The following is an 18,361-nucleotide window of genomic DNA, read 5'->3' on the forward strand; positions in this document are numbered from 1 at the left end:
CCCGGGGCGCGCCCTGCGCCCCGCAAAATAACATGGAGTTTGTCATGACCAATCGCACTCAACGCTTAAAAGATCTTCTGTTCGCCAACCCGCGCGAAATCTCACTCGAGCGGGCGCTGCTCTACACCGCCAGCCATAAACAGACGGAGGGTGAGCCGGTAATGATCCGCCGGGCGAAAGCGACCGCATGGATCCTCGATCATGTGCAGATTTCGATTCGTGATGATGAACTGATTGCCGGCAACCGGACCATCAAGCCGCGCGCCGGAATTATGTCCCCGGAGATGGACCCCTACTGGCTGCTCAAGGAGCTGGACCAGTTCCCGACCCGCCCGCAGGACCGTTTCAATATCAGCGAAGAAGACAAGCGCATCTATCGCGAAGAGCTGTTCCCCTACTGGGAAAATCGCTCGATGAAGGACTTCATCAACGCCCAGATGACCGATGAAGTCAAAAACGCCGTCAGCACGCAGATTTTTAGCGTCAACCAGACCGATAAGGGCCAGGGACATATCATTATCGACTACCCTCGCCTGCTGGAAAACGGCCTCGCCGCGCTGGTGACGGAGATTAAGGCGGTGCGTCAGCAGCACCCGCAGAACAGTTTTTATCAGGCGGTGCTGATCCTGCTGGAAGCCTCCCAGCGCCATATTCTGCGCTATGCGGCCCTTGCCGATGAAATGGCCGCCGATTGTGCTGATGAACAGCGGCGCAAAGAGCTGGAGACCATCGCCAACATCTCCCGCCATAATGCGGTACACCGCCCGGAAGATTTCTGGCAGGCCTGCCAGCTCTTCTGGTATATGAACATCATTTTGCAGTATGAATCCAACGCCAGCTCCATCTCGCTGGGACGTTTTGACCAGTACATGCTGCCGTACTATCAGGCTTCGCTGAATCGCGGCCAGGATCCGCAGTTTCTTCAGGAGCTGCTGGAGTCGCTGTGGGTGAAGTGCAACGATATCGTTCTGCTGCGCTCCACCAGCAGCGCGCGCTACTTTGCAGGCTTCCCGACCGGCTATACCGCGCTGCTCGGCGGCCTGACCGAGACCGGACGCAGCGCGGTTAATATTTTGTCGTTTCTGTCCCTCGACGCCTACCAGAACGTTCGACTGCCGCAGCCGAACCTTGGCGTACGCGTCAACGAACTCATCGATCGTCCTTTCCTGCGCAAAACCGCCGAGACCATTCGCCTCGGTACCGGCATTCCGCAAATCTTTAATGATGAAGTGGTGATCCCGGCATTTCTCAACCGCGGCGTATCGCTGGAGGACGCGCGGGATTATTCGGTGGTTGGCTGCGTTGAGCTGTCGATCCCGGGGCGCACCTACGGCCTGCACGATATCGCCATGTTTAACCTGCTGAAGGTGATGGAAATCGTGATGCTGGAAAACGAAAGCAATCCTGATATCACCTGGGATGGGCTGATTAACCAGATCCGCGACAAGATTCGCTATTACATTAAGCTGATGGTGGAAGGCAGCAACATTTGCGATATCGGCCACCGCGACTGGGCGCCGGTTCCCCTGCTCTCTTCTTTTATTGAGGATTGCGTGCAGCACGGTCAGGATATTACCGCAGGCGGCGCGCGCTATAACTTCTCCGGGGTCCAGGGCATCGGCATTGCTAACCTCAGCGACTCGCTGCACGCGCTAAAAGGGATGGTTTTTGAGCAGAAACGGCTCAGCTTCGCTGAACTTATCGCAGTGCTGAAAGCCAATTTCCAGACGCCGGAAGGGGAAAAAATTCGCGCTCGCCTGATCAACCGCTTCGAGAAATACGGCAACGATATTGACGAAGTGGACAACATCAGCGCCGATCTACTGCGCTTTTACTGCAAAGAGGTAGAACAATACCAGAACCCGCGCGGCGGTCAGTTTACGCCGGGTTCCTATACCGTCTCTGCCCACGTGCCGCTCGGTTCGGTCGTCGGCGCCACCCCGGACGGACGCCTGGCGGGAGAACAGCTGGCGGACGGCGGGCTGTCGCCGATGCTAGGCCAGGACGTTCAGGGACCGACCGCGGTGCTCAAGTCGGTCAGCAAGCTGGATAACTTTCTGCTCTCCAACGGTACGCTGCTGAACGTCAAATTCACCCCGGCAACGCTTGCCGGCGACAGCGGCCTGAATAAGCTGGCCGACTTCCTGCAGGCATTCACCAGGCTGAGGCTACAGCATATTCAGTTCAACGTGGTCAACGCCGATACGCTGCGCGAAGCCCAGCAGCGGCCGCAGGATTTTGCCGGTCTGGTGGTGCGCGTTGCGGGTTACAGCGCCTTTTTCGTTGAGCTGTCGCAGGAGATTCAGGATGACATTATCCGCCGCACCGCGCATCAGCTGTGAGGTCATGGAAACGCGCGCCGATAAGGCGCGCATTTTTAACATCCAGCGCTACTCTTTGAATGACGGTCAGGGGATCCGCACCGTGGTGTTTTTTAAGGGCTGCCCGCATACCTGTCCGTGGTGCGCTAATCCGGAGTCGATCTCGCCGAAAATTCAGACCGTACGCCGGGAGAGCAAGTGCCTGCGCTGCTCGCGCTGCCAGCAGGACGTGGTCGAGTGCCCCTCCGGCGCGTGGGAGCAGATTGGCCGCGACGTTACCCTCGATCATCTGCTTAAAGAGGTGCTGAAGGATGAGATCTTCTTCCGTGCCTCGGGCGGCGGCGTGACCCTGTCGGGCGGCGAAGTCCTGATGCAGGCCGAATTTGCCGCGCGTTTTCTGCGCCGCTTGCGCGAATGGGGGATCAGAACGGCAATTGAAACAGCGGGCGATACCGCGTTCAGCCGCTTTTTTCCGCTGGCTCAGGCGTGCGACGAAGTGCTGTTCGACCTGAAAATCATGGATGAAACGCTGGCCCGGGAGCAGCTGCGGATGAATATGCCGCGGGTGCTGGATAACTTCACCCGTCTGGTCGAAGCCCAAATCCCGCTAATTCCCCGGGTGCCGCTGATTCCGGGATTTACGCTTAACGAAGAGAATTTCCGCCAGATCCTGGCGTTTTTGGCCCCCTTTAAGCTGCGCGAAATTCATCTTCTGCCGTTCCATCAGTTCGGCGAACCAAAATATCATTTACTGGGAAAAAAATGGTCGATGTCGATGATTAAGGCCCCTGCAGAATCTGAGATTCAGCCATTCAAGACGCTGGCCGAACGGGCCGGTTTTAGCGTGACCATTGGCGGATAACGCCTGGAGGATGCTATGGATTTCAATATCGTTGCCGTCACGGCCTGCGTCAGCGGCGTCGCTCACACTTATATGGCGGCCGAACGCCTGGAAAAGGTCGGCCACCATGAGAAATGGAATATCAAAATCGAAACCCAGGGCGCGCTGGGGGTTGAGAACAAAATTACCGCTGACGATATTGCCCATGCCGATGTCGTTCTGCTGGTGACGGATATTGAAATTGACGATGCCAGACGCTTCAACGGCATCCGCACCATTAAGACCAGCATCAAAACTTTTCTGCTGCAGCCGCAGCAGATTGTCGAAGCGGTTAAATGCATTATGAAAAAGCCGGTGGTTTATATTGAGATCCCTTGAGAGCGGGAAATCCCGGAGGCGGCGCGATGCGTCTGTCCGGGCTACCGGTGCTCAACGATTTTGTAGCCCGGACAGGTGCGCAGCACCGCCTCCGGGAACACCGTGTTTCGGCAATTTAATTTACGCCACCCCCAGCAGCCATTTCTGCGCGGGGGTCAAACGGCTGGCGGTTTCCGGCGTCAGCCAGCGCTGCTGATCCTGCTGCGCGGTATCCGCTCTGTCGATATATAAGCCGTGCAGCACCCGCCTTCTGCTGCCGACGCGGTTGCGCGTCCCGCCGTGCCAGGCGTGGGCGTTATAAATCATCACGCTGCCCGCCGGCGCGGCGAACACCACTTCATCAGGATGCGCCAGCTCCGGGTCGTCCAGCACCTCTTCCGGTAGCTCCGGACGCAAATGGGTGCCGGGGATAATGCGCGGTGCGCCGTTTTCAGCGCTCAGGTCATCAATAGCCCATATCGTATTCACCAGATGTACTTTCGGAAAGTCAGGACGCGGTTTTTTCCAGTCCGCATGCAGCGGCTGATGGCCGCCGTTAAACAACGCTTCCCGCGCGTTCAGGCTGGAGACTTTAAAATCGCCCTGAAAAATATACCGGCAGGCGGAAAGTATCAGCGGATGCGACCAGACCTTTTCCCAAATCACCCCTTTATTAATCAGGTTGGCAATGCGCGTGGCGGTCGCTTCCTGGTGGTGTTCAATGGCCAGACTGTCGCCCTCTCTCTCGACGATGGCGTCGATAAGCTCACGCATCGCCGCCAGCCACTCCGCGTCCACCACGTTATGCACAACGGTGTAGCCCAGGGTATCCAGTTCCTGTTTCATTGTCGGGCTCAGCGCAACATTTGCCCCCAGCGCATCCAGATAAACCGCAGATTGTTGTTCCATATTTCTATTCCTTAACTTATCGATAACACAAAACAAACTCTAATCTGCACCGACCGGGAATACATGAGGCCAAAACTACGAAAAACTGGACAAGCGTACGCGAGGAAGAAAAGTGTGATGGCTATCAAAATCCAGCTTTTTTCCTCTTTCTGTAGGGCAAACATTCGCGACCCAGCCTGACACAGAACAAATCACCACTGATAAAATAGATTATAATCAACAAGATAATTGTTCTCTTCTAAGGCGTACGGAATGATTGACGATCTGGCGGATATTTTAAATCGTTTAGTAAATCAGAAAGATAATCTGCACGTCAGATTCCCCGACCCGGATATCTCCGAGCCTGCGCTGGCGTTTAAAGTGCCCTTTCCGCGGCTGGAAATTGTGCTTGAGGGTGAGCTTAAGGAGAGCGGGCTGCCGCTATCGGAGACGATGCTCTCCGCCTCGCAGGTGCTCTACGTTCAGGCGGGCAAGTGGACGCTGCCGGAGTGGACCGGGTCAGCATCGACGTTAAGCATCCTCTTTGGCCGCCAGAAGCTCGGATTCTGCGTTCAGTACTGGGACGGCAAGCAGCTGCGCACGGAAAAGCAGAACGTTGCCCGCCTCGGGCCGCGCGTCGGCTCCTATCTGCTGCTATCGCTTAATGAAATCTGCCTGCAGCCGGATCCGGTGACCGCCAGGCTGGTGGTCGCGGCCCTGTTAAGCCACTGCCTTGAGCAGCTGGTGGGGCTGGAGATGCGCGTCAGCCGCAGTCGCGATCTGTTTCTGGCGGTGCAGGACTATCTCGAAGAGCATCTCAGCCAGCCCCTGACCCGCGAGTCGGTGGCGAAACGCTTTCATATTACGCCCAATTACCTGTCGCATATTTTCCAGAAATCCGGCTCCGTCGGTTTTAATGAGTTTCTCACCAGCGTACGCCTGGAAAAGGCCAAAAAGCTGCTGCGCGGCTACGATCTCAAGGTAAAAGAGGTCGCCCACAACTGCGGGTTCGTCGACAGCAACTATTTTTGCCGGGTGTTTAAACGCTACACCGAGCGTTCGCCATCAGAATATCGTCGCCACTGCCGCAGCGTGCAGCAGGGCTGACTCAGACGGCCCACTCGACCCGCCCGCGACCGTTATTTTTGGCCTTATAGAGGGCGTCATCGACCTTTTTAATGAACAGGTTTTGCGGTTCCCCTTTGTTACGCAGACCAACGCCGATACTGATCGACAGCGGATAGTCGTGGTTGATCAGGATCGCCCGGGCGTTTTGCAGAATAGCCTGCGCCAGTTCATCCACTTCCTGCGCCGTCATTCCGTCGACAATAATGGCAAACTCTTCGCCGCCAATCCTCGAAGGCAGCACCTTATCGCTGGTGAGCTTAGCCAGCTGCTTACCGAGAGCAAAGAGGACTTCGTCCCCCACCAGATGGCCCCAGGTGTCATTAATTTTCTTGAAGTAATCGATATCGACAATCATTAGCCCCAGCCTGCGTCCCTCCTTCTCGCGGATGGTGTCGATAAAGAAGCGACGGTTAGGCAGTTGGGTCAGCTCATCCTTTAATGATTGGGAACGCGCATCAACGTACAGCAGATTGATGCGCTCAATAATTTTGTAGACCCCGACTGCGCTCAGCAGCATGCCGGACAGGCGCAGCAGATCTTCACAGTAGTACCCCATCCAGCGCGGCTGGTGAAAGATTTCATCCATCAGATCGAACGTACCGCCGGCAATCCACAGCAGCAGTCCGTAGCGTACCCAGTTAACCGCCACGTGATTCATGCGCACTTTGGTGGAGCTCCAGAGCATAAACAGCAGAAATAGCAGCGCCAGCAGATCGATATACATTCCGGGATTAATCAAAATTTCGCGCCACGGCCCCAGCGGCGACGAGATATACGCGCACAGTCCGGTCACGGCGACGATGGCCAGCAGCGCCGGTAGAATATGGGTGCGGGAGATTGAAGATGAGGGTTGAATATGGATGTTTTTCTCGCGTTCGGGCATGGTCAGGTCTCTTAACAGCGCGGCTTGCCAGACTTTTAGCATAACAGCGCAGAGCGATTGAGCGAACTTTAAAGGCGCGCAGCCTGACGATGCGCAGCAGCGAGCAGAAGAGAGTGGACTGACCCCGCGGAATGTTCCAACCTACTACCAATCCATGGCGACGAAGTCAGTGGCGCGAATAATAAAGAGTTAACGCTACGAGGATGTGGCAATCGGTGCTGGGGGAAAGGCCTTTTCTGGACTCCGGGAGCGGTCTTCCATTTTTAGCCCGATGGCCGATGCTGAAGGGGCTGACTCTGCTATGCAAACAAGGCAGTGCTGATGCAGTTTATAACGCTCTGGTCCGCCGCAGACTCAGCCTCAAGGCTATCTCGAACTATCAGCTTCAACGTTAACGCTGACGTTCAGTCTCTTCGCCTCCATGGTTATTATCTTCCGGGCAAGGGCCCTGTCGCCGCCGTGCACCCGATCTATCAGCGCCTGGACGATTGTCATCATAAGAAAGTGCTGATTAGCCGGACAGAAATCGGTCATATCAATCCCGCAATCCGTCAGCTGCTGGTGCGCATCGCGCTCTGTCTGCGCAATAAGGTCAGTCACTTGCTCTTTCATTTGTTCGACGCGCGCAAAAACCACACGATTAATGATTTCGATTTGCTCAGGTGTAAAATTTTTGTCCATTATTATGCTCTCATCACAGTCTGAAGTAATTAATTAGCCAACCAGCCTCAACCCTTTCGCCACCACTCTTTTGAACTCTTCACAATGAACAGGCTCCGGCTGCGTGCAGCGCGCTGCGTGCTTCAGCCCGCGGCTTAACAGCTGCAGCTTGCGCACGGTGGCATCAATCTCTTTCGCCCGCTGGAGGAGCAGCCCCCGGTCAATCGTGACCCCGGCTTGCGAACCAAACATCGCGGCAAGTTCATCCAGCGTAAACCCTGCCGCCTGCCCCAACGTAATGAGCTGCAGTTTATTGAGCACATTTTGGTGATATTGCCGTCGTAAACCGTTACGGCCAACAGGCTGAATTAATCCTTTTTTTTCGTAATAACGCAGCGCGGAGGGATTTATGCCAGAAAGATCGGCAATTTCCCGGATATCGAGGGCTTTCATGGTTGACTTAAACCTCGCTTCAAGTTGCACACTGGCTACCAGCCTGACATGCATTGGAAAAGGAGTACACCCTGGAGACGATGATGGTAGTAAAAACGGTCATAACGGGTATTGGCGCGACGCTGATAATGGATCTCTGGTCATTCGGCCAAAAATACCTGCTCAAGCTGCCGCCGCTAAACTATGCGCTGGTGGGTCGCTGGATTGCATGGCTTTTCAGAGGAAAGCTTTGCCATAATACCATCGCTTCCACGCCGGCATTGCGTGGAGAGAGCGTTATCGGCTGGGTGTTTCACTACCTGACCGGGGCCATTTTTGCTTTTGTCCCGCTGGCATTGAACGGAACCGTCTGGTTAAACGAGCCGACGCTGACGGCAGGCCTGCTGGCAGGCGTGCTAACGTTATTTGCGCCGTTCTTGATTCTTCAACCCGCATTGGGCTTTGGTGTGGCGGCGTCGCGTACCTCGCGCCCGTGGCTGGCTCGCTTGCTGAGCGTGCTTACGCACCTGGCCTGGGGATGCGGACTTTATATCACGGCTATGGTTAGCAGAGCATGAGGCCAGGGCGCTTTTCCGCTCAGCTTTGACGACGATGAAACTCGACGTTAAGCCAGCGGGCAAAAGCCAGAATCCTTTTTTCAAAGTCGGCCAGGTCTCCCTGAGGTTCATGACTCACTGCCAGCAGGTAATCCATGTCATCAGCTTTTTCAGGATAGCGGGCAATGAGCTTACCATGGTGCTCAGCAAGGGTGTCCGGCCAGTCTTTGTCGTACTCACTACGCAGGATACTGGTTGCGCGGATGATTTTGCGTGCGGCAGCGCGCTGCAGCTGTAACCCTTCATTCTTATCCGCGGATGAGCGTATTTGTGCCATGAATTTTTCCAGTACCGGCAGGAAATCCCCATTTACGGCAACGGCGATAGCTTTTGCCGGTTTAAAGGGAGCAAACCGGCGGCTCAGATCTTCGCCGTACACGCAGACGCAATGATGTTTAAGCCAGTATCCCCAGCTCAGCGTATGATCCGGGTGCAGGACTTGCGGCAGCACACCGCAATCAAAATCGATTTTACTGACAACCGGATAGCTCTTTTCCAGTTCACGCTTAATCTCAGCGAGCCGCGCCGCTGTGGCCCGATCGGGGCGATCGTGGAATATCACGCTCATGTCGAGATCGGACTTGTCGGGCGTTGCTCGTCCTTGCGCCACGCTACCGTAAACATAAAGGCTATGCATCAGTTCAGGGAAGCACCGGGTTAGCGTTGCCACGACCCCGTCCACTACGCGGGCGAATTCGGGCTGCATTGCGTTCACTATTGGCAGGGCAATGTCGCCATTGCGATCGACAGCCATTCTTTCTCCTGTTTACTGACGGTATGCCCGCAACAACCTGCGGGCGGTACGTTGGCGCCTGACGGGCAAACAATATTATCTCGCGTTCGCCTTTCGCGCTTACCCAACGGGCTGCATTAATCAATAATCGCGATCCTCATTCAGCTTAGCCGGAGTGCGTGAGCGATCGCTGGCGCGCATTGCCGCATAGAGGGAGCATAGCTCCTGCAGGCTTTTGGTTCCCATACGCTTCATCAGCCGGGTACGCTGGACGCTGACCGTAGAGGGGCTAACCCCACGGATACGGGCAATATCATCCAGGGAATGGCCGCGCAAACTGAGCCGCATAATCTGTCGCTCCGCATGGGTAAAATTCAACCTGGTGGGCAAATAGGCCACGCTTTGGTTCTGCGCCGAGAACAGGCGCATCACCCTTAACGCCTGATGCAGCTCGTCTACCGTCAACCGCTCAGCTAAACAGAGCTTTAACAGGCCCGGAAACAGGCGGTTGATCGCCTCAAAATGGCGTTCGGAGGTGATGAAGATGGCGTAGTGCTCCGGCGGGTGGCGGAAGAAAAGAGCATAGATCTCCTGAATATCCATCCCATGGGTGACGTACATACAGGCCGCATCGCTCTCTGCCTCCGTTCCCGCCTCATCGCTAAGCGCCTGCAGTATCTTTTCTACTCCATAAATAAATACACGATCCTTTCCATAAATGGTCATCTTGTAGCCCCGAGGTCACCGTCTTTTATTATCCTTCCACATGGACGCGTTTTTGTGAGTGTTATGTCGTCAGTCAGGCAGATCAATACCGCGAGCCTATCCGTTTAGCTTTTGTTTAACTAAAGCACATCGCAAGCATTAGCCCCGATTTAACCATTGATACCGCCGGAATATTTTTTAATTTTTAACAAAATAAACCCTTAAAAATATAGGAATAAGATTACCGTTAATTCAATTAAAGCCGTGCATAGACCAGAAATAAAACACCAAAAACACCGCAACCACATGATTATAAATGTTAATTTTCTTTAGGATTATCTTTATAAATGTCATAAAAATTATTTAATCACTCTTTTAAATATTCAGATCTTGATCTCAAAACATCATTTCATTTTGTGTAAAAGTTATTTTCAATAAAATCACAAGCAGTACAAACTCGTCATCACCGGGGAATAAAGAATAATGTGTGGTGAATCCCCCTAAGCGGCGGGGTCATGCTGAATAGAGGAATACCCTCATCGACGTTTCGTTTTTATAGACGGATCAGGAAGTCAGCGCCTGATTCACCGGGAGGCACCCGGCACCACACAACCATTTAAAAATTTCATTTGTATCGTTCTGCCTGCTTTACGGCAGGTCATTTCTTGTACCTTTGGAAAATAAAAAAAGTAGAGGCACCCTATGTTTCGCTCATTATTATTAGTCACAATTCCTTTCATCAGTATTGCCGCTCACGCGGTGACCTTTGATTATCGTCATGAAACGAATGACAAAGCCGGGAACAATCATAAAGATCGTCTGTTGATGTCTCACCGTTTTGCTAATGGCTTTGGCTTATCGCTGGAAGGAAAATGGAAAGGATCGCAAGATAAAAATAAAGCCTATGATGAAACCGTGAGTAACGGCACCGAAGTGGTGGCGAGCTACGTGCATAAAATAAATAAGACCTTCCAGATTGAGCCCGGCTTCTCTCTGGATACCAGTTCGTCCTCAAATAACTATCGGCCCTATCTGCGCGGTAAAGCGAATCTGACCGACGATCTCAGCGCCTCATTGCGCTATCGCCCTTACTACAAGCGCAATTCAGGCAATATTGGCACGTCTAAAGACACCTCGGAGAACGGCTATAATCTGACCAGCGTTATTTCCTGGAAATTCCTCAAAGATTATCAACTGGATTATGAGCTGGACTATAAAAAAGCCAACTCCGCCGGGGTTATTTTAGCGGATAACGAAAGCTATGACTGGACCCATGATTTTAAGCTGACCTATAAACTTGATAAAAACTGGTCTCCTTATATGGCCATCGGCAACGTTTCCGGTAGTAAATCCACCGATGAACGCCAAACGCGCTATCGCGTTGGCGTGAAATATTCCTTCTGATAACGTCCTGTCAGTCAGATAGAAAATAAATAAGGGTTTAATTAAACCCTTATTTTCATTAAGAGGAAAATAATGAAGATTGCAAAAATCACTCTGGCATTGGGCGTTCTGAGTCTCTTCTCACTGAATGCGGGTGCCCAGGAGAACGAGCGCCTGAGCAGCGTAAAGCAGTTCGCCGACGTCGTGCTGGACAAAGCAAGCGATCGGTACGGGCATCACTCTCCCCTGCTGGCTAATGGCGTGGACCCACGCACCGGCAAACAAATGGAATGGGTATTTCCGGACGGTAAAGTGACCGTGCTGTCGAACTTCTCTGCCCAGCAAAACTTGATGCGGGTGCTGGTAGGGTTAAGCAACCTGACTGGCGAAACAAAATATAAACAGCGGGTCGCGGAGAATATACGCTACTACTTTGACCACTATCAGGATGCAAGCGGGCTGCTGCTATGGGGAGGGCATCGTTTTGTTGATTTAAAAACGCTGCAGCCTCAAGGCCCAAGTGAAAAAGAGCGGGTTCATGAACTTAAGAATGCCTATCCCTATTACGACATGATGTTTGCCGTCGATGACCAGGCGACCGCGCGCTTTATCAAGGCTTTCTGGAATGCCCATGTTTACGACTGGAAAACGCTGGAAACCAGCCGCCACGGGGAGTACGGCAAACCGATGGGCGCGCTCTGGCAAAGTGATTTTGTCCAACAGCCGCCCTTTTTCGCCACCAAAGGTCTGAGCTTTCTCAATGCCGGCAACGACCTGATCTACTCCGCATCGCTGCTGTATCAATACGATGGTGACACTGGCGCACTGACGTGGGCAAAACGGCTGGCCGAACAGTACGTTCTGCCGCGAGATAAGAAGACCGGGCTGGGCGTATACCAGTTTACCCAACCGTTAAAACGCGCCGATACCAGCGATGACAGCGACACGCATTCGAAATACGGCGACCGCGCGCAGCGTCAGTTTGGCCCGGAACTGGGCCCGGACGCGCTGGAAGGCAATATGCTGCTTAAGGGCCGAACCAGTACGCTCTATTCAGAAAATGCGCTGATGCAGCTTGCCCTGGCAAAATCGCTCGGCAAAGACGGTGACGATCTCAAAAAATGGACTCTTGATGGCCTCAAGGCCTTCGCGACCTACGCTTACGATGAGCAGAATAATACCTTCCGCCCGATGCTGGCCAACGGCACGGATCTCTCCGACTACGCGTTAAAACGCGATGGCTATTATGGAAAAAAAGGGACGGTGCTCAAAGCCTATCCGGCGGGAAATGAATTTCTTCTCTCCTATGCCCGCGCCTGGACGCTTGAACCGGATCATGCCATCTGGAAGGTCGCCCGCGGCATCGCGAAAGGCCAGGGGTTAGGCGATATCGGTGAACCCGGCGGCACAAACCGCAGGCTGAATAGCCAAACGGAGAATCATCAGCCGTATGCGATTTTCGCGCTTATCGACCTGTGGCAGGCCACCGGGCAGCGGGATTATTTGACGCTGGCGGATCGCATCGGCGCGAACATCATCAACAAGCAGCGCCTCAACGGCTTTTTTGTCGATGATCCTGAGGCAGAATATGCCAGTATCGATAGTATCGCCCCCTATGCGCTTCTCGCCCTGGAAGCCGCCTTCCGCAACACGCCGGACGCGGTCGCTCCGTTCCTGAACGGCGCTGGATTCACGGAAGGCGCTTATCGGATGGCTGACGGAACCGTGCGCTACTCCACCCGAGATGACGAGCTGTTCAGGCTCAGACCCGGTGAGCAGCTGAAACCGAACGGCAAAAAATAAAACTGTGCCCCATCGCCAGCGGTGGGGGACCGTACCGCGACGGGACAGCCCGCGCAAGCACCGCGCCGGGCCGCCCGGCGCTTACTTCCCGGCATCCAGCGCCGTCACCGCGCGAAAATAGGCCTCAATCGCCAGCGCCACATCGACGGCGGTGACCGACTCGGCAGGATGATGACTGATGCCGCCTTTACAGCGGACAAAAAGCATCGCGGACGGCCAACGTTCAGCCATGGCGATAGCGTCATGTCCGGCGCCGCTCGGCAGGGTCAGCGAACGCCCCTGCACCGCCTGCGCCGCCTCGCTCAGTACCTGCTGCAATCCGCTATCGCAGGCGGTGGCGGCAATGCGGTAAAACTCTTCCGCGCTAAACTGCAGCTGGCGTTGGGCGGCAATCGCCTGTGCCCCCGACAGCAGCGTCTCGAGCAGCGCATCGAGCGGCTGGTCGTGCGGCCCGCGAATATCCAGAGTCAGCGTAACGTCGCCGGGGATAACGTTAACCGCGCCGGGCGCGCAGCGCAGCGTGCCCACCGTGGCGACCAGGTTTCCGCCCTGCTGGCGGGTCAGAGACTCTATCAGCACCATCCACTCGGCGGCGGCGGCCAGCGCATCTTTCCGATGGCTCATCGGTACGGTCCCGGCGTGTCCCGCCTCGCCGGTAAAGCGGCAGTTCAGCCGACGCGCGCCGTTAATCGCTTCCACTACGCCTAAGGCCAGTCCTTCCTGCTCCAGGCACGGCCCCTGCTCGATATGCAGTTCCAGATACGCGGCGATCTCCTCCTGGCGGCGGGCGGCCAGGTGAATGCGCGCCGGATCCAGCCCGGCCAGCACCATCGCCTGCGCCACGCTGACGCCATCGGCATCGGTCTGCGCCAGCCAGCTCTCAGGCCAGGTACCGGTCAGCCCGCGGCTACCAAGCAGCGTAATGCCGAAACGCGTCCCCTCTTCATCGCAAAAGCCGACAATCTCAATGGCTTTTTTCAGCCGTCGCCCCTGTTGATGCAGGCGATGCACTACCTCAATCGCCGCCAGGACGCCGAGCATACCGTCATAGCGCCCGGCGTTGCGCACCGTATCAAGATGCGACCCCAGCAGGATGGCCGGCGCGCCCTCCTGCTCATCCTCATAGCGACCGCAAATATTGCCGACGCTGTCCTGCCAGACGGTCATCCCGGCCTGGGTCATCCACAGCGCCGCCCGCTGGTTAGCCGCAAGATGCTGTGGGGAGAGATAAACCCGGGTCAGGGCGTCCGGCGTTTCGCTGATCGCCGCCAGCTCATCGGCGCGGGCCAACACCCGGGCCGCGGCCTGCTGCATGTCCGCCTGCTGGCGTTGTGCTTGACTCATTGCGCGCTCTCGCTGCGATAGTGATCCCACGCGGCCTGCATCGCGGCGCCCTGAGTGGTCGGGAATTTGAGATAGTTAAGTACCGACTCCAGCGCGCTGAGCGTGGTCATCACGCAATCCTTACGCGCGTTGTAGCCCATGGTGCCGATACGCCACACTTTGCCGTGCAGCGGGCCGAACGAAGTGCCGATTTCAATGCCGAAATCTTCCAGCATCAACTTGCGTGCCTGGTCGCCGTTTATCCCCTGTGGGATAACGACGCCAAGCACATTGTTCATCTTGTGTTTCAGGTCACCGAAGGTCTCCAGCCCCATCGCCTGAATGCCTTTTAGCAGCGCATCGCCGTGCAGCTTATGGCGGGCAATGCCGTTATCCAGCCCCTCCTGGAGGATCAGACGCGCGCATTCGCGGGCGCCGAACAGCGCGGTAGTGGCCTCGGTATGGTGGTTAAGGCGCTCTGGTCCCCAGTAGTCCATCACCATGCCGAGATCGAAATAGTTGGAGTAGATCATCTCCTCGTCGCCGTCGCGGTGGGCATCGGTGCGAATCCCTTCTTCGACGCATTTGCGGCGGCGAATCGCCTCCTCCATGCGCGCGCTGAGGGTAATCGGCGAGGTGCCGGACGGGCCGCCGAGGCATTTTTGCATCCCCGCCGAGACCGCGTCCAGCTGCCAGGCATCGGTTTCCAGCGGGTTGCCGCCCAGCGAAGCGGTGGCGTCGGTGTAAAACAGCACGTCGTAGCGGCGGCAGATCTCCCCCAGCTCCGCCAGCGGCTGCAGCATCGTGGTCGACGTGTCGCCCTGCACCGTCAGCAGCAGGCGCGGACGAATACGTTTGATGGCATCCTCCACCTGGTCCGGGGTAAACACCTCACCCCACGGCACTTCGATGGTGTGCACTTCCGCCCGACAGCGGCGGGCGATTTCGCACAGCAGATGGCCGAAGCGGCCAAATACCGGCACCAGCACCTTGTCCCCCGGCCGAATAGCCGAAACCAGGATCGCCTCAATCCCGGCCCTTGAGGTTCCATCCACCAGCATCGTCCAGCGGTTTTCGGTACGAAATACGCCGCGGTAGAGCGCCATCACTTCGTTCATATAATGGGTCATCGCCGGGTCGTACTGGCCGATCAGCTGGCTCGACATGGCGCGCAGCACGCGCGGGTCGGCGTTAATCGGGCCTGGCCCCATCAGCAGACGCGCCGGCGGATTGAGTTGCGGAAACTGTGTCATGTCCATTTTTGATTCCTTATTGATTTAAGCCGCGCACGGATGAAATAAACTGCTTCAGTTCGCTGGTCTGCGGGTTAGCGAACAGCGTTTTGCTGTCCCCCTGCTCCCAGACGCGCCCCTGATGCATAAACACCACGCGGTCGCCCACTTCGCGGGCAAAATTCATTTCATGGGTCACGAGAATCAGAGTCATGCCCTCCGCCGCCAGCTGCTCCAGCACTTTAAGCACTTCGCCAACCAGCTCGGGATCCAGCGCCGAGGTGATCTCGTCACAGAGTAAAACTTTTGGCGACATCGCCAGCGCGCGGGCAATCGCCACGCGCTGCTGCTGACCGCCGGAAAGACTGGACGGGTAGTAATCCAGCCGGTCGCCAAGCCCGACCTTTTCCAGCATCCGCTGGGCCAGCTCCCGACACTCGGCGGCGCTCTTCTTCAGCACCCGACGCGGCGCCAGCATCACGTTTTCCAGCGCCGTCATATGCGGGAACAGGTTAAAGTTCTGGAACACCATGCCGATAGAGCGGCTGATCTCCCGCGCCTGCGAGTCGCGGTCGGTAATAGTCATCCCGCCGAGCTTAATACTGCCATCCTGATAGCCTTCCAGGCCGTTGATGCAGCGCAGCAGCGTACTTTTGCCGGACCCGCTGCGGCCGATAATCGAGATCACTTCGCCCATATCGATATCCAGATCGACGCCCTTGAGCACGTGATTATCGCCGTAATACTTCTGCATCTGATTAATGGTGATGAGAGGCATTGAATTTGTTCTCCAGATAACGGCTGTAGCGGGACAGCGGATAACACAGAATGAAATAGCCCAGCGCCACCAGCGCGAAGACTTTAAACGGCTGATACGTCACGTTGGTCAGCATGGTGCCCGCTTTGGTCAGCTCAACGAAGCCGATAATCGACGCCAGCGCCGTGCCCTTAATCACCTGCACGGCAAACCCCACCGTCGGGGCGATGGCGATCCGCAGCGCCTGCGGCGCAACGACCCGATAGAGCGTCTGGCCAAAGCTCAGCCCCAGACAGCGCGATGCTTCCCACTGCCCTTTTGGCAGCGCGCGGATGCTGCCAAACCAGATATCGAGCAAAAACGCGCTGGTATACAGCGTCAGCGCCAGCGATGCCGCGGTCCAAGCCGAAACGTCGATGCCGAACAGCGCCACGCCGAAAAAGGCAAGAAACAGCTGCATCAGCAGCGGCGTTCCCTGAAACAGCTCAACATAGCCGCGGATCAGGCGCTTTATCTGGCGCCCGCCGGTCATGCGCAGCAGCAGCAGCGGCAGCGTGACCAGCGCGCCGCCGAGAAACGCCACCAGCGACAGCAGCACCGTCCAGCGCCCGGCCAGCAGCAGATTGCGAACAATGTCCCAATCGGTAAAGGTGGTCATCATGCCTGCACTCCCAGCCATTTTCGTCCTGCCGCCATCAGCAGCTGGCGCATCGTTATCGACAGCACCAAATAAATTCCTGTCGTCACCAGGTAGACCTCAAAGCTGAGGAAGGTGCGCGACTGGATCAGGTTAGCGGCAAAGGTCAGCTCTTCATAAGAGACCTGCGACACTACCGACGAACCGAGCATGACGATGATGCACTGGCTCACCAGCGCCGGATAAATGCGCTGCAGCGCGGGCGGCAGAATCACCTGAATAAAGGTCTGCGTCCGGGTCAGCCCCAGCACGCGCCCTGCTTCCCACTGCCCCTTCGGCGTGACCTGAATACCGGCGCGCACGATCTCGGTACTGTAGGCCCCAAGATTGACCACCATCGCCAGCAGCGCGGCCTCGCCCGCCGTCATCTTTAGCCCCAGGTTCGGTAAGCCGAAGACGATAAAAAACAGCTGTACCACAAATGGCGTGTTGCGAATCAATTCGACATACCCGCCCCAAATCCGGCTGAACCACGTGGGCCGCCCGCTGCGGATGGCGGCGCCGAAGATGCCAATCGTCAGGCCACCGAGCGTCGCCAGTACCGTTAGCTGGATGGTCACCCACAGCCCCGCCAGCAGCTCCGGCCAGTGCGGCCAGAGCGCAGAGAAATGAAGTTGCTCCGTCATGCCCGGACCTTATGCGCCGAGGCTGGCAGGCAGCGGCGCTTTCAGCCATTTCTCGGAAAGGCCGTTGAGAGTGCCGTCTTTTACCCCCTGCTCAATCAACGCATCCACTTTCGCCTTCAGGGCCGGTTGGTTCTTTTTCAGACCAATAAAGCACGGCGAATCTTTCAGCATAAAGCTCGGCACCGGCGCTTTATCGGCGTTCTGCCGGGCGATGGCCGCCACCACCAGGTTACCGGTAGCCACATACTGCACCTGACCGGAAAGGTACGCCGACAGCGTGGTGTTGTTGTCTTCGTAGCGCTTAATCTGCGCCTCTTTCGGCGCCACGCTGGTCAGCACCATGTCTTCCACCGCGCCGCGGGTTACGCCAACGCTTTTACCGCTCAGCGCCGCCGGGTCTTTCAGCTCAGCGCCTTTCGCGCCAAATACGCCGAGAAAGAACGGCGCGTAGGCCCGGCTAAAATCGATCACCTTCTCGCGCTCGGCGTTTTTACCCAGGCTGGAAATCACCAGATCTACCTTATCAGTTTGCAGATAAGGCACGCGATTGGCGCTGGTCACCGGTACCAGCTGCAGCTTGAGCTTCATCTCTTTGGCAAGATAGCGCGCCATATCGATGTCGTAGCCCTGCGGCTGAAGGTCGGTGCCCACCGAGCCAAACGGCGGGAAATCCTGCGGCACCGCAATGCGGATCACGCCGCGTTTTTCGATATCCTGCAGCTGGTCAGCTTTCGCCGCCGAGAGGTGGGTTAACAGACAAGCGGCCCCGGCCAGCGCGATCAACAGTTTCTTCATGATATTTACCCGTTACGTTAGCATGAAACAAAAGATTCTTTAAAGTCACTTCTGCAACTAATGTGCCAGATAAATTTATGCACTGCGCCATCGGCAACGCTTCGCTTAAAGGCCAGTAAAACAAGAGAAAGAGAAGAGTAAAGAGGAACCAGCGGCGCTGATTCCTGCATATTTCATCGC

19 protein-coding genes are annotated in these 18,361 nt (G+C 56.1%); 7 read left to right on the forward strand and 12 right to left on the reverse strand.

Annotation, left to right across the window (positions count from 1 at the left end; genetic code table 11):
- Positions 1-44 precede the first annotated feature (44 nt).
- Genes HMPREF3178_RS28850 through HMPREF3178_RS28860 form a run of 3 tightly spaced genes read left to right on the forward strand, consistent with a single transcriptional unit; the run spans position 45 to position 3,540 of the window.
- Positions 45-2,342: a formate C-acetyltransferase gene (locus HMPREF3178_RS28850; RefSeq protein WP_017146153.1), complete on the forward strand. Its 2,298-nt coding sequence runs from the start codon at positions 45-47 to the stop codon at positions 2,340-2,342.
- Complete coding sequence (locus tag HMPREF3178_RS28855; RefSeq protein WP_004100933.1) at positions 2,308-3,183, forward strand: [formate-C-acetyltransferase]-activating enzyme; 876 nt, start codon at positions 2,308-2,310, stop codon at positions 3,181-3,183. Before HMPREF3178_RS28850 ends, HMPREF3178_RS28855 begins: the two co-directional genes overlap by 35 nt.
- Positions 3,184-3,198: 15 nt before the next feature.
- A complete protein-coding gene (locus tag HMPREF3178_RS28860; protein ID WP_004100931.1) occupies positions 3,199-3,540 on the forward strand; it encodes a PTS fructose-like transporter subunit IIB in 342 nt (113 codons plus the stop codon).
- A 120-nt stretch (positions 3,541-3,660) separates the two neighbouring features.
- Here HMPREF3178_RS28860 and HMPREF3178_RS28865 read toward each other — a convergent pair whose 3' ends face one another.
- Positions 3,661-4,428 (reverse strand): phytanoyl-CoA dioxygenase family protein, encoded by a 768-nt coding sequence (locus tag HMPREF3178_RS28865; RefSeq protein ID WP_004100928.1) that lies wholly within the window; start codon positions 4,426-4,428, stop codon positions 3,661-3,663.
- Between the two features lie 252 nt (positions 4,429-4,680).
- Between HMPREF3178_RS28865 and HMPREF3178_RS28870 the strand changes: the two genes are divergently transcribed.
- A complete protein-coding gene (locus tag HMPREF3178_RS28870) occupies positions 4,681-5,514 on the forward strand; it encodes a helix-turn-helix transcriptional regulator (protein ID WP_017146154.1) in 834 nt (277 codons plus the stop codon).
- A 1-nt stretch (position 5,515) separates the two neighbouring features.
- Here the strand turns inward: HMPREF3178_RS28870 and HMPREF3178_RS28875 are convergent, their stop codons facing one another.
- From HMPREF3178_RS28875 to HMPREF3178_RS28885, 3 genes are all read right to left on the reverse strand, one after another.
- The gene (locus HMPREF3178_RS28875; RefSeq protein ID WP_016807385.1) at positions 5,516-6,418 is read right to left on the reverse strand and encodes a GGDEF domain-containing protein; all 903 of its coding nucleotides are present in this window, start codon (positions 6,416-6,418) and stop codon (positions 5,516-5,518) included.
- A gap of 366 nt (positions 6,419-6,784) precedes the next feature.
- Positions 6,785-7,099 carry a hypothetical protein gene (locus HMPREF3178_RS28880; protein ID WP_004112044.1) on the reverse strand — a complete coding sequence of 105 codons (315 nt, stop codon included), beginning with the start codon at positions 7,097-7,099 and terminating at the stop codon, positions 6,785-6,787.
- Positions 7,100-7,132: 33 nt separating this feature from the next.
- Positions 7,133-7,531 carry a MerR family DNA-binding transcriptional regulator gene (locus HMPREF3178_RS28885; protein ID WP_017146155.1) on the reverse strand — a complete coding sequence of 133 codons (399 nt, stop codon included), beginning with the start codon at positions 7,529-7,531 and terminating at the stop codon, positions 7,133-7,135.
- An 83-nt stretch (positions 7,532-7,614) separates the two neighbouring features.
- Between HMPREF3178_RS28885 and HMPREF3178_RS28890 the strand changes: the two genes are divergently transcribed.
- A complete protein-coding gene (locus HMPREF3178_RS28890; RefSeq protein WP_004112040.1) occupies positions 7,615-8,088 on the forward strand; it encodes a DUF2938 family protein in 474 nt (157 codons plus the stop codon).
- A 19-nt stretch (positions 8,089-8,107) separates the two neighbouring features.
- Here the strand turns inward: HMPREF3178_RS28890 and HMPREF3178_RS28895 are convergent, their stop codons facing one another.
- Both HMPREF3178_RS28895 and HMPREF3178_RS28900 read right to left on the reverse strand, forming a co-directional pair.
- Positions 8,108-8,881, reverse strand: coding sequence for a nucleotidyltransferase domain-containing protein (locus HMPREF3178_RS28895; RefSeq protein ID WP_004100917.1), 774 nt, complete (start codon positions 8,879-8,881; stop codon positions 8,108-8,110).
- 120 nt (positions 8,882-9,001) lie between these two features.
- On the reverse strand, positions 9,002-9,586 hold the full coding sequence (locus HMPREF3178_RS28900; RefSeq protein WP_017146156.1) for a helix-turn-helix transcriptional regulator: 585 nt from the start codon (positions 9,584-9,586) through the stop codon (positions 9,002-9,004).
- A 681-nt stretch (positions 9,587-10,267) separates the two neighbouring features.
- Here HMPREF3178_RS28900 and HMPREF3178_RS28905 point away from each other — a divergent pair.
- Both HMPREF3178_RS28905 and HMPREF3178_RS28910 read left to right on the forward strand, forming a co-directional pair.
- Positions 10,268-10,969, forward strand: a complete 702-nt coding sequence (locus HMPREF3178_RS28905; RefSeq protein ID WP_004112033.1) for an oligogalacturonate-specific porin KdgM family protein — start codon at positions 10,268-10,270, stop codon at positions 10,967-10,969.
- 72 nt (positions 10,970-11,041) lie between these two features.
- The gene (locus tag HMPREF3178_RS28910; RefSeq protein WP_017146157.1) at positions 11,042-12,751 is read left to right on the forward strand and encodes a pectate lyase; all 1,710 of its coding nucleotides are present in this window, start codon (positions 11,042-11,044) and stop codon (positions 12,749-12,751) included.
- A gap of 81 nt (positions 12,752-12,832) precedes the next feature.
- On the opposite strand, the gene hpxK is transcribed toward HMPREF3178_RS28910, so the two are convergent.
- The 6 genes from hpxK to HMPREF3178_RS28940 are packed head-to-tail and all read right to left on the reverse strand — an operon-like array spanning position 12,833 to position 18,181.
- A complete protein-coding gene (gene hpxK, locus HMPREF3178_RS28915; protein WP_070585666.1) occupies positions 12,833-14,095 on the reverse strand; it encodes an allantoate amidohydrolase in 1,263 nt (420 codons plus the stop codon).
- The gene (locus HMPREF3178_RS28920) at positions 14,092-15,333 is read right to left on the reverse strand and encodes a pyridoxal-phosphate-dependent aminotransferase family protein (protein ID WP_004100908.1); all 1,242 of its coding nucleotides are present in this window, start codon (positions 15,331-15,333) and stop codon (positions 14,092-14,094) included. The genes hpxK and HMPREF3178_RS28920 overlap by 4 nt, the downstream gene beginning before the upstream one ends.
- 10 nt (positions 15,334-15,343) lie before the next feature.
- A complete protein-coding gene (locus HMPREF3178_RS28925) occupies positions 15,344-16,084 on the reverse strand; it encodes an amino acid ABC transporter ATP-binding protein (RefSeq protein WP_004100907.1) in 741 nt (246 codons plus the stop codon).
- Entirely contained in the window at positions 16,065-16,721 is a 657-nt protein-coding gene (locus tag HMPREF3178_RS28930; protein ID WP_032704835.1) for an amino acid ABC transporter permease, read from the reverse strand. The genes HMPREF3178_RS28925 and HMPREF3178_RS28930 overlap by 20 nt, the downstream gene beginning before the upstream one ends.
- Positions 16,721-17,386, reverse strand: coding sequence for an amino acid ABC transporter permease (locus tag HMPREF3178_RS28935; protein ID WP_004100905.1), 666 nt, complete (start codon positions 17,384-17,386; stop codon positions 16,721-16,723). Before HMPREF3178_RS28935 ends, HMPREF3178_RS28930 begins: the two co-directional genes overlap by 1 nt.
- A 9-nt stretch (positions 17,387-17,395) precedes the next feature.
- Entirely contained in the window at positions 17,396-18,181 is a 786-nt protein-coding gene (locus HMPREF3178_RS28940) for a transporter substrate-binding domain-containing protein (RefSeq protein WP_004100904.1), read from the reverse strand.
- Between the last annotated feature and the right edge of the window lie 180 nt (positions 18,182-18,361).

This window comes from Klebsiella sp. HMSC09D12 (assembly GCF_001808475.1).
Taxonomy (GTDB): domain Bacteria; phylum Pseudomonadota; class Gammaproteobacteria; order Enterobacterales; family Enterobacteriaceae; genus Klebsiella; species Klebsiella oxytoca.

Excerpts from the sequence above, each read along its gene's own strand:
- HMPREF3178_RS28860 (WP_004100931.1), top strand. The coding sequence starts at position 3,199 with ATGGATTTCAATATCGTTGCCGTCACGGCCTGCGTCAGCGGCGTCGCT.
- HMPREF3178_RS28925 (WP_004100907.1), bottom strand. The coding sequence starts at position 16,084 with ATGCCTCTCATCACCATTAATCAGATGCAGAAGTATTACGGCGATAAT.
- HMPREF3178_RS28905 (WP_004112033.1), top strand. The coding sequence starts at position 10,268 with ATGTTTCGCTCATTATTATTAGTCACAATTCCTTTCATCAGTATTGCC.
- HMPREF3178_RS28930 (WP_032704835.1), bottom strand. The coding sequence starts at position 16,721 with ATGACCACCTTTACCGATTGGGACATTGTTCGCAATCTGCTGCTGGCC.
- hpxK (WP_070585666.1), bottom strand. The coding sequence starts at position 14,095 with ATGAGTCAAGCACAACGCCAGCAGGCGGACATGCAGCAGGCCGCGGCC.
- HMPREF3178_RS28855 (WP_004100933.1), top strand. The coding sequence starts at position 2,308 with ATGACATTATCCGCCGCACCGCGCATCAGCTGTGAGGTCATGGAAACG.
- HMPREF3178_RS28890 (WP_004112040.1), top strand. The coding sequence starts at position 7,615 with ATGGTAGTAAAAACGGTCATAACGGGTATTGGCGCGACGCTGATAATG.
- HMPREF3178_RS28880 (WP_004112044.1), bottom strand. The coding sequence starts at position 7,099 with ATGGACAAAAATTTTACACCTGAGCAAATCGAAATCATTAATCGTGTG.
- HMPREF3178_RS28935 (WP_004100905.1), bottom strand. The coding sequence starts at position 17,386 with ATGACGGAGCAACTTCATTTCTCTGCGCTCTGGCCGCACTGGCCGGAG.
- HMPREF3178_RS28870 (WP_017146154.1), top strand. The coding sequence starts at position 4,681 with ATGATTGACGATCTGGCGGATATTTTAAATCGTTTAGTAAATCAGAAA.
- HMPREF3178_RS28865 (WP_004100928.1), bottom strand. The coding sequence starts at position 4,428 with ATGGAACAACAATCTGCGGTTTATCTGGATGCGCTGGGGGCAAATGTT.
- HMPREF3178_RS28920 (WP_004100908.1), bottom strand. The coding sequence starts at position 15,333 with ATGGACATGACACAGTTTCCGCAACTCAATCCGCCGGCGCGTCTGCTG.
- HMPREF3178_RS28850 (WP_017146153.1), top strand. The coding sequence starts at position 45 with ATGACCAATCGCACTCAACGCTTAAAAGATCTTCTGTTCGCCAACCCG.
- HMPREF3178_RS28885 (WP_017146155.1), bottom strand. The coding sequence starts at position 7,531 with ATGAAAGCCCTCGATATCCGGGAAATTGCCGATCTTTCTGGCATAAAT.
- HMPREF3178_RS28940 (WP_004100904.1), bottom strand. The coding sequence starts at position 18,181 with ATGAAGAAACTGTTGATCGCGCTGGCCGGGGCCGCTTGTCTGTTAACC.
- HMPREF3178_RS28900 (WP_017146156.1), bottom strand. The coding sequence starts at position 9,586 with ATGACCATTTATGGAAAGGATCGTGTATTTATTTATGGAGTAGAAAAG.
- HMPREF3178_RS28895 (WP_004100917.1), bottom strand. The coding sequence starts at position 8,881 with ATGGCTGTCGATCGCAATGGCGACATTGCCCTGCCAATAGTGAACGCA.
- HMPREF3178_RS28875 (WP_016807385.1), bottom strand. The coding sequence starts at position 6,418 with ATGCCCGAACGCGAGAAAAACATCCATATTCAACCCTCATCTTCAATC.
- HMPREF3178_RS28910 (WP_017146157.1), top strand. The coding sequence starts at position 11,042 with ATGAAGATTGCAAAAATCACTCTGGCATTGGGCGTTCTGAGTCTCTTC.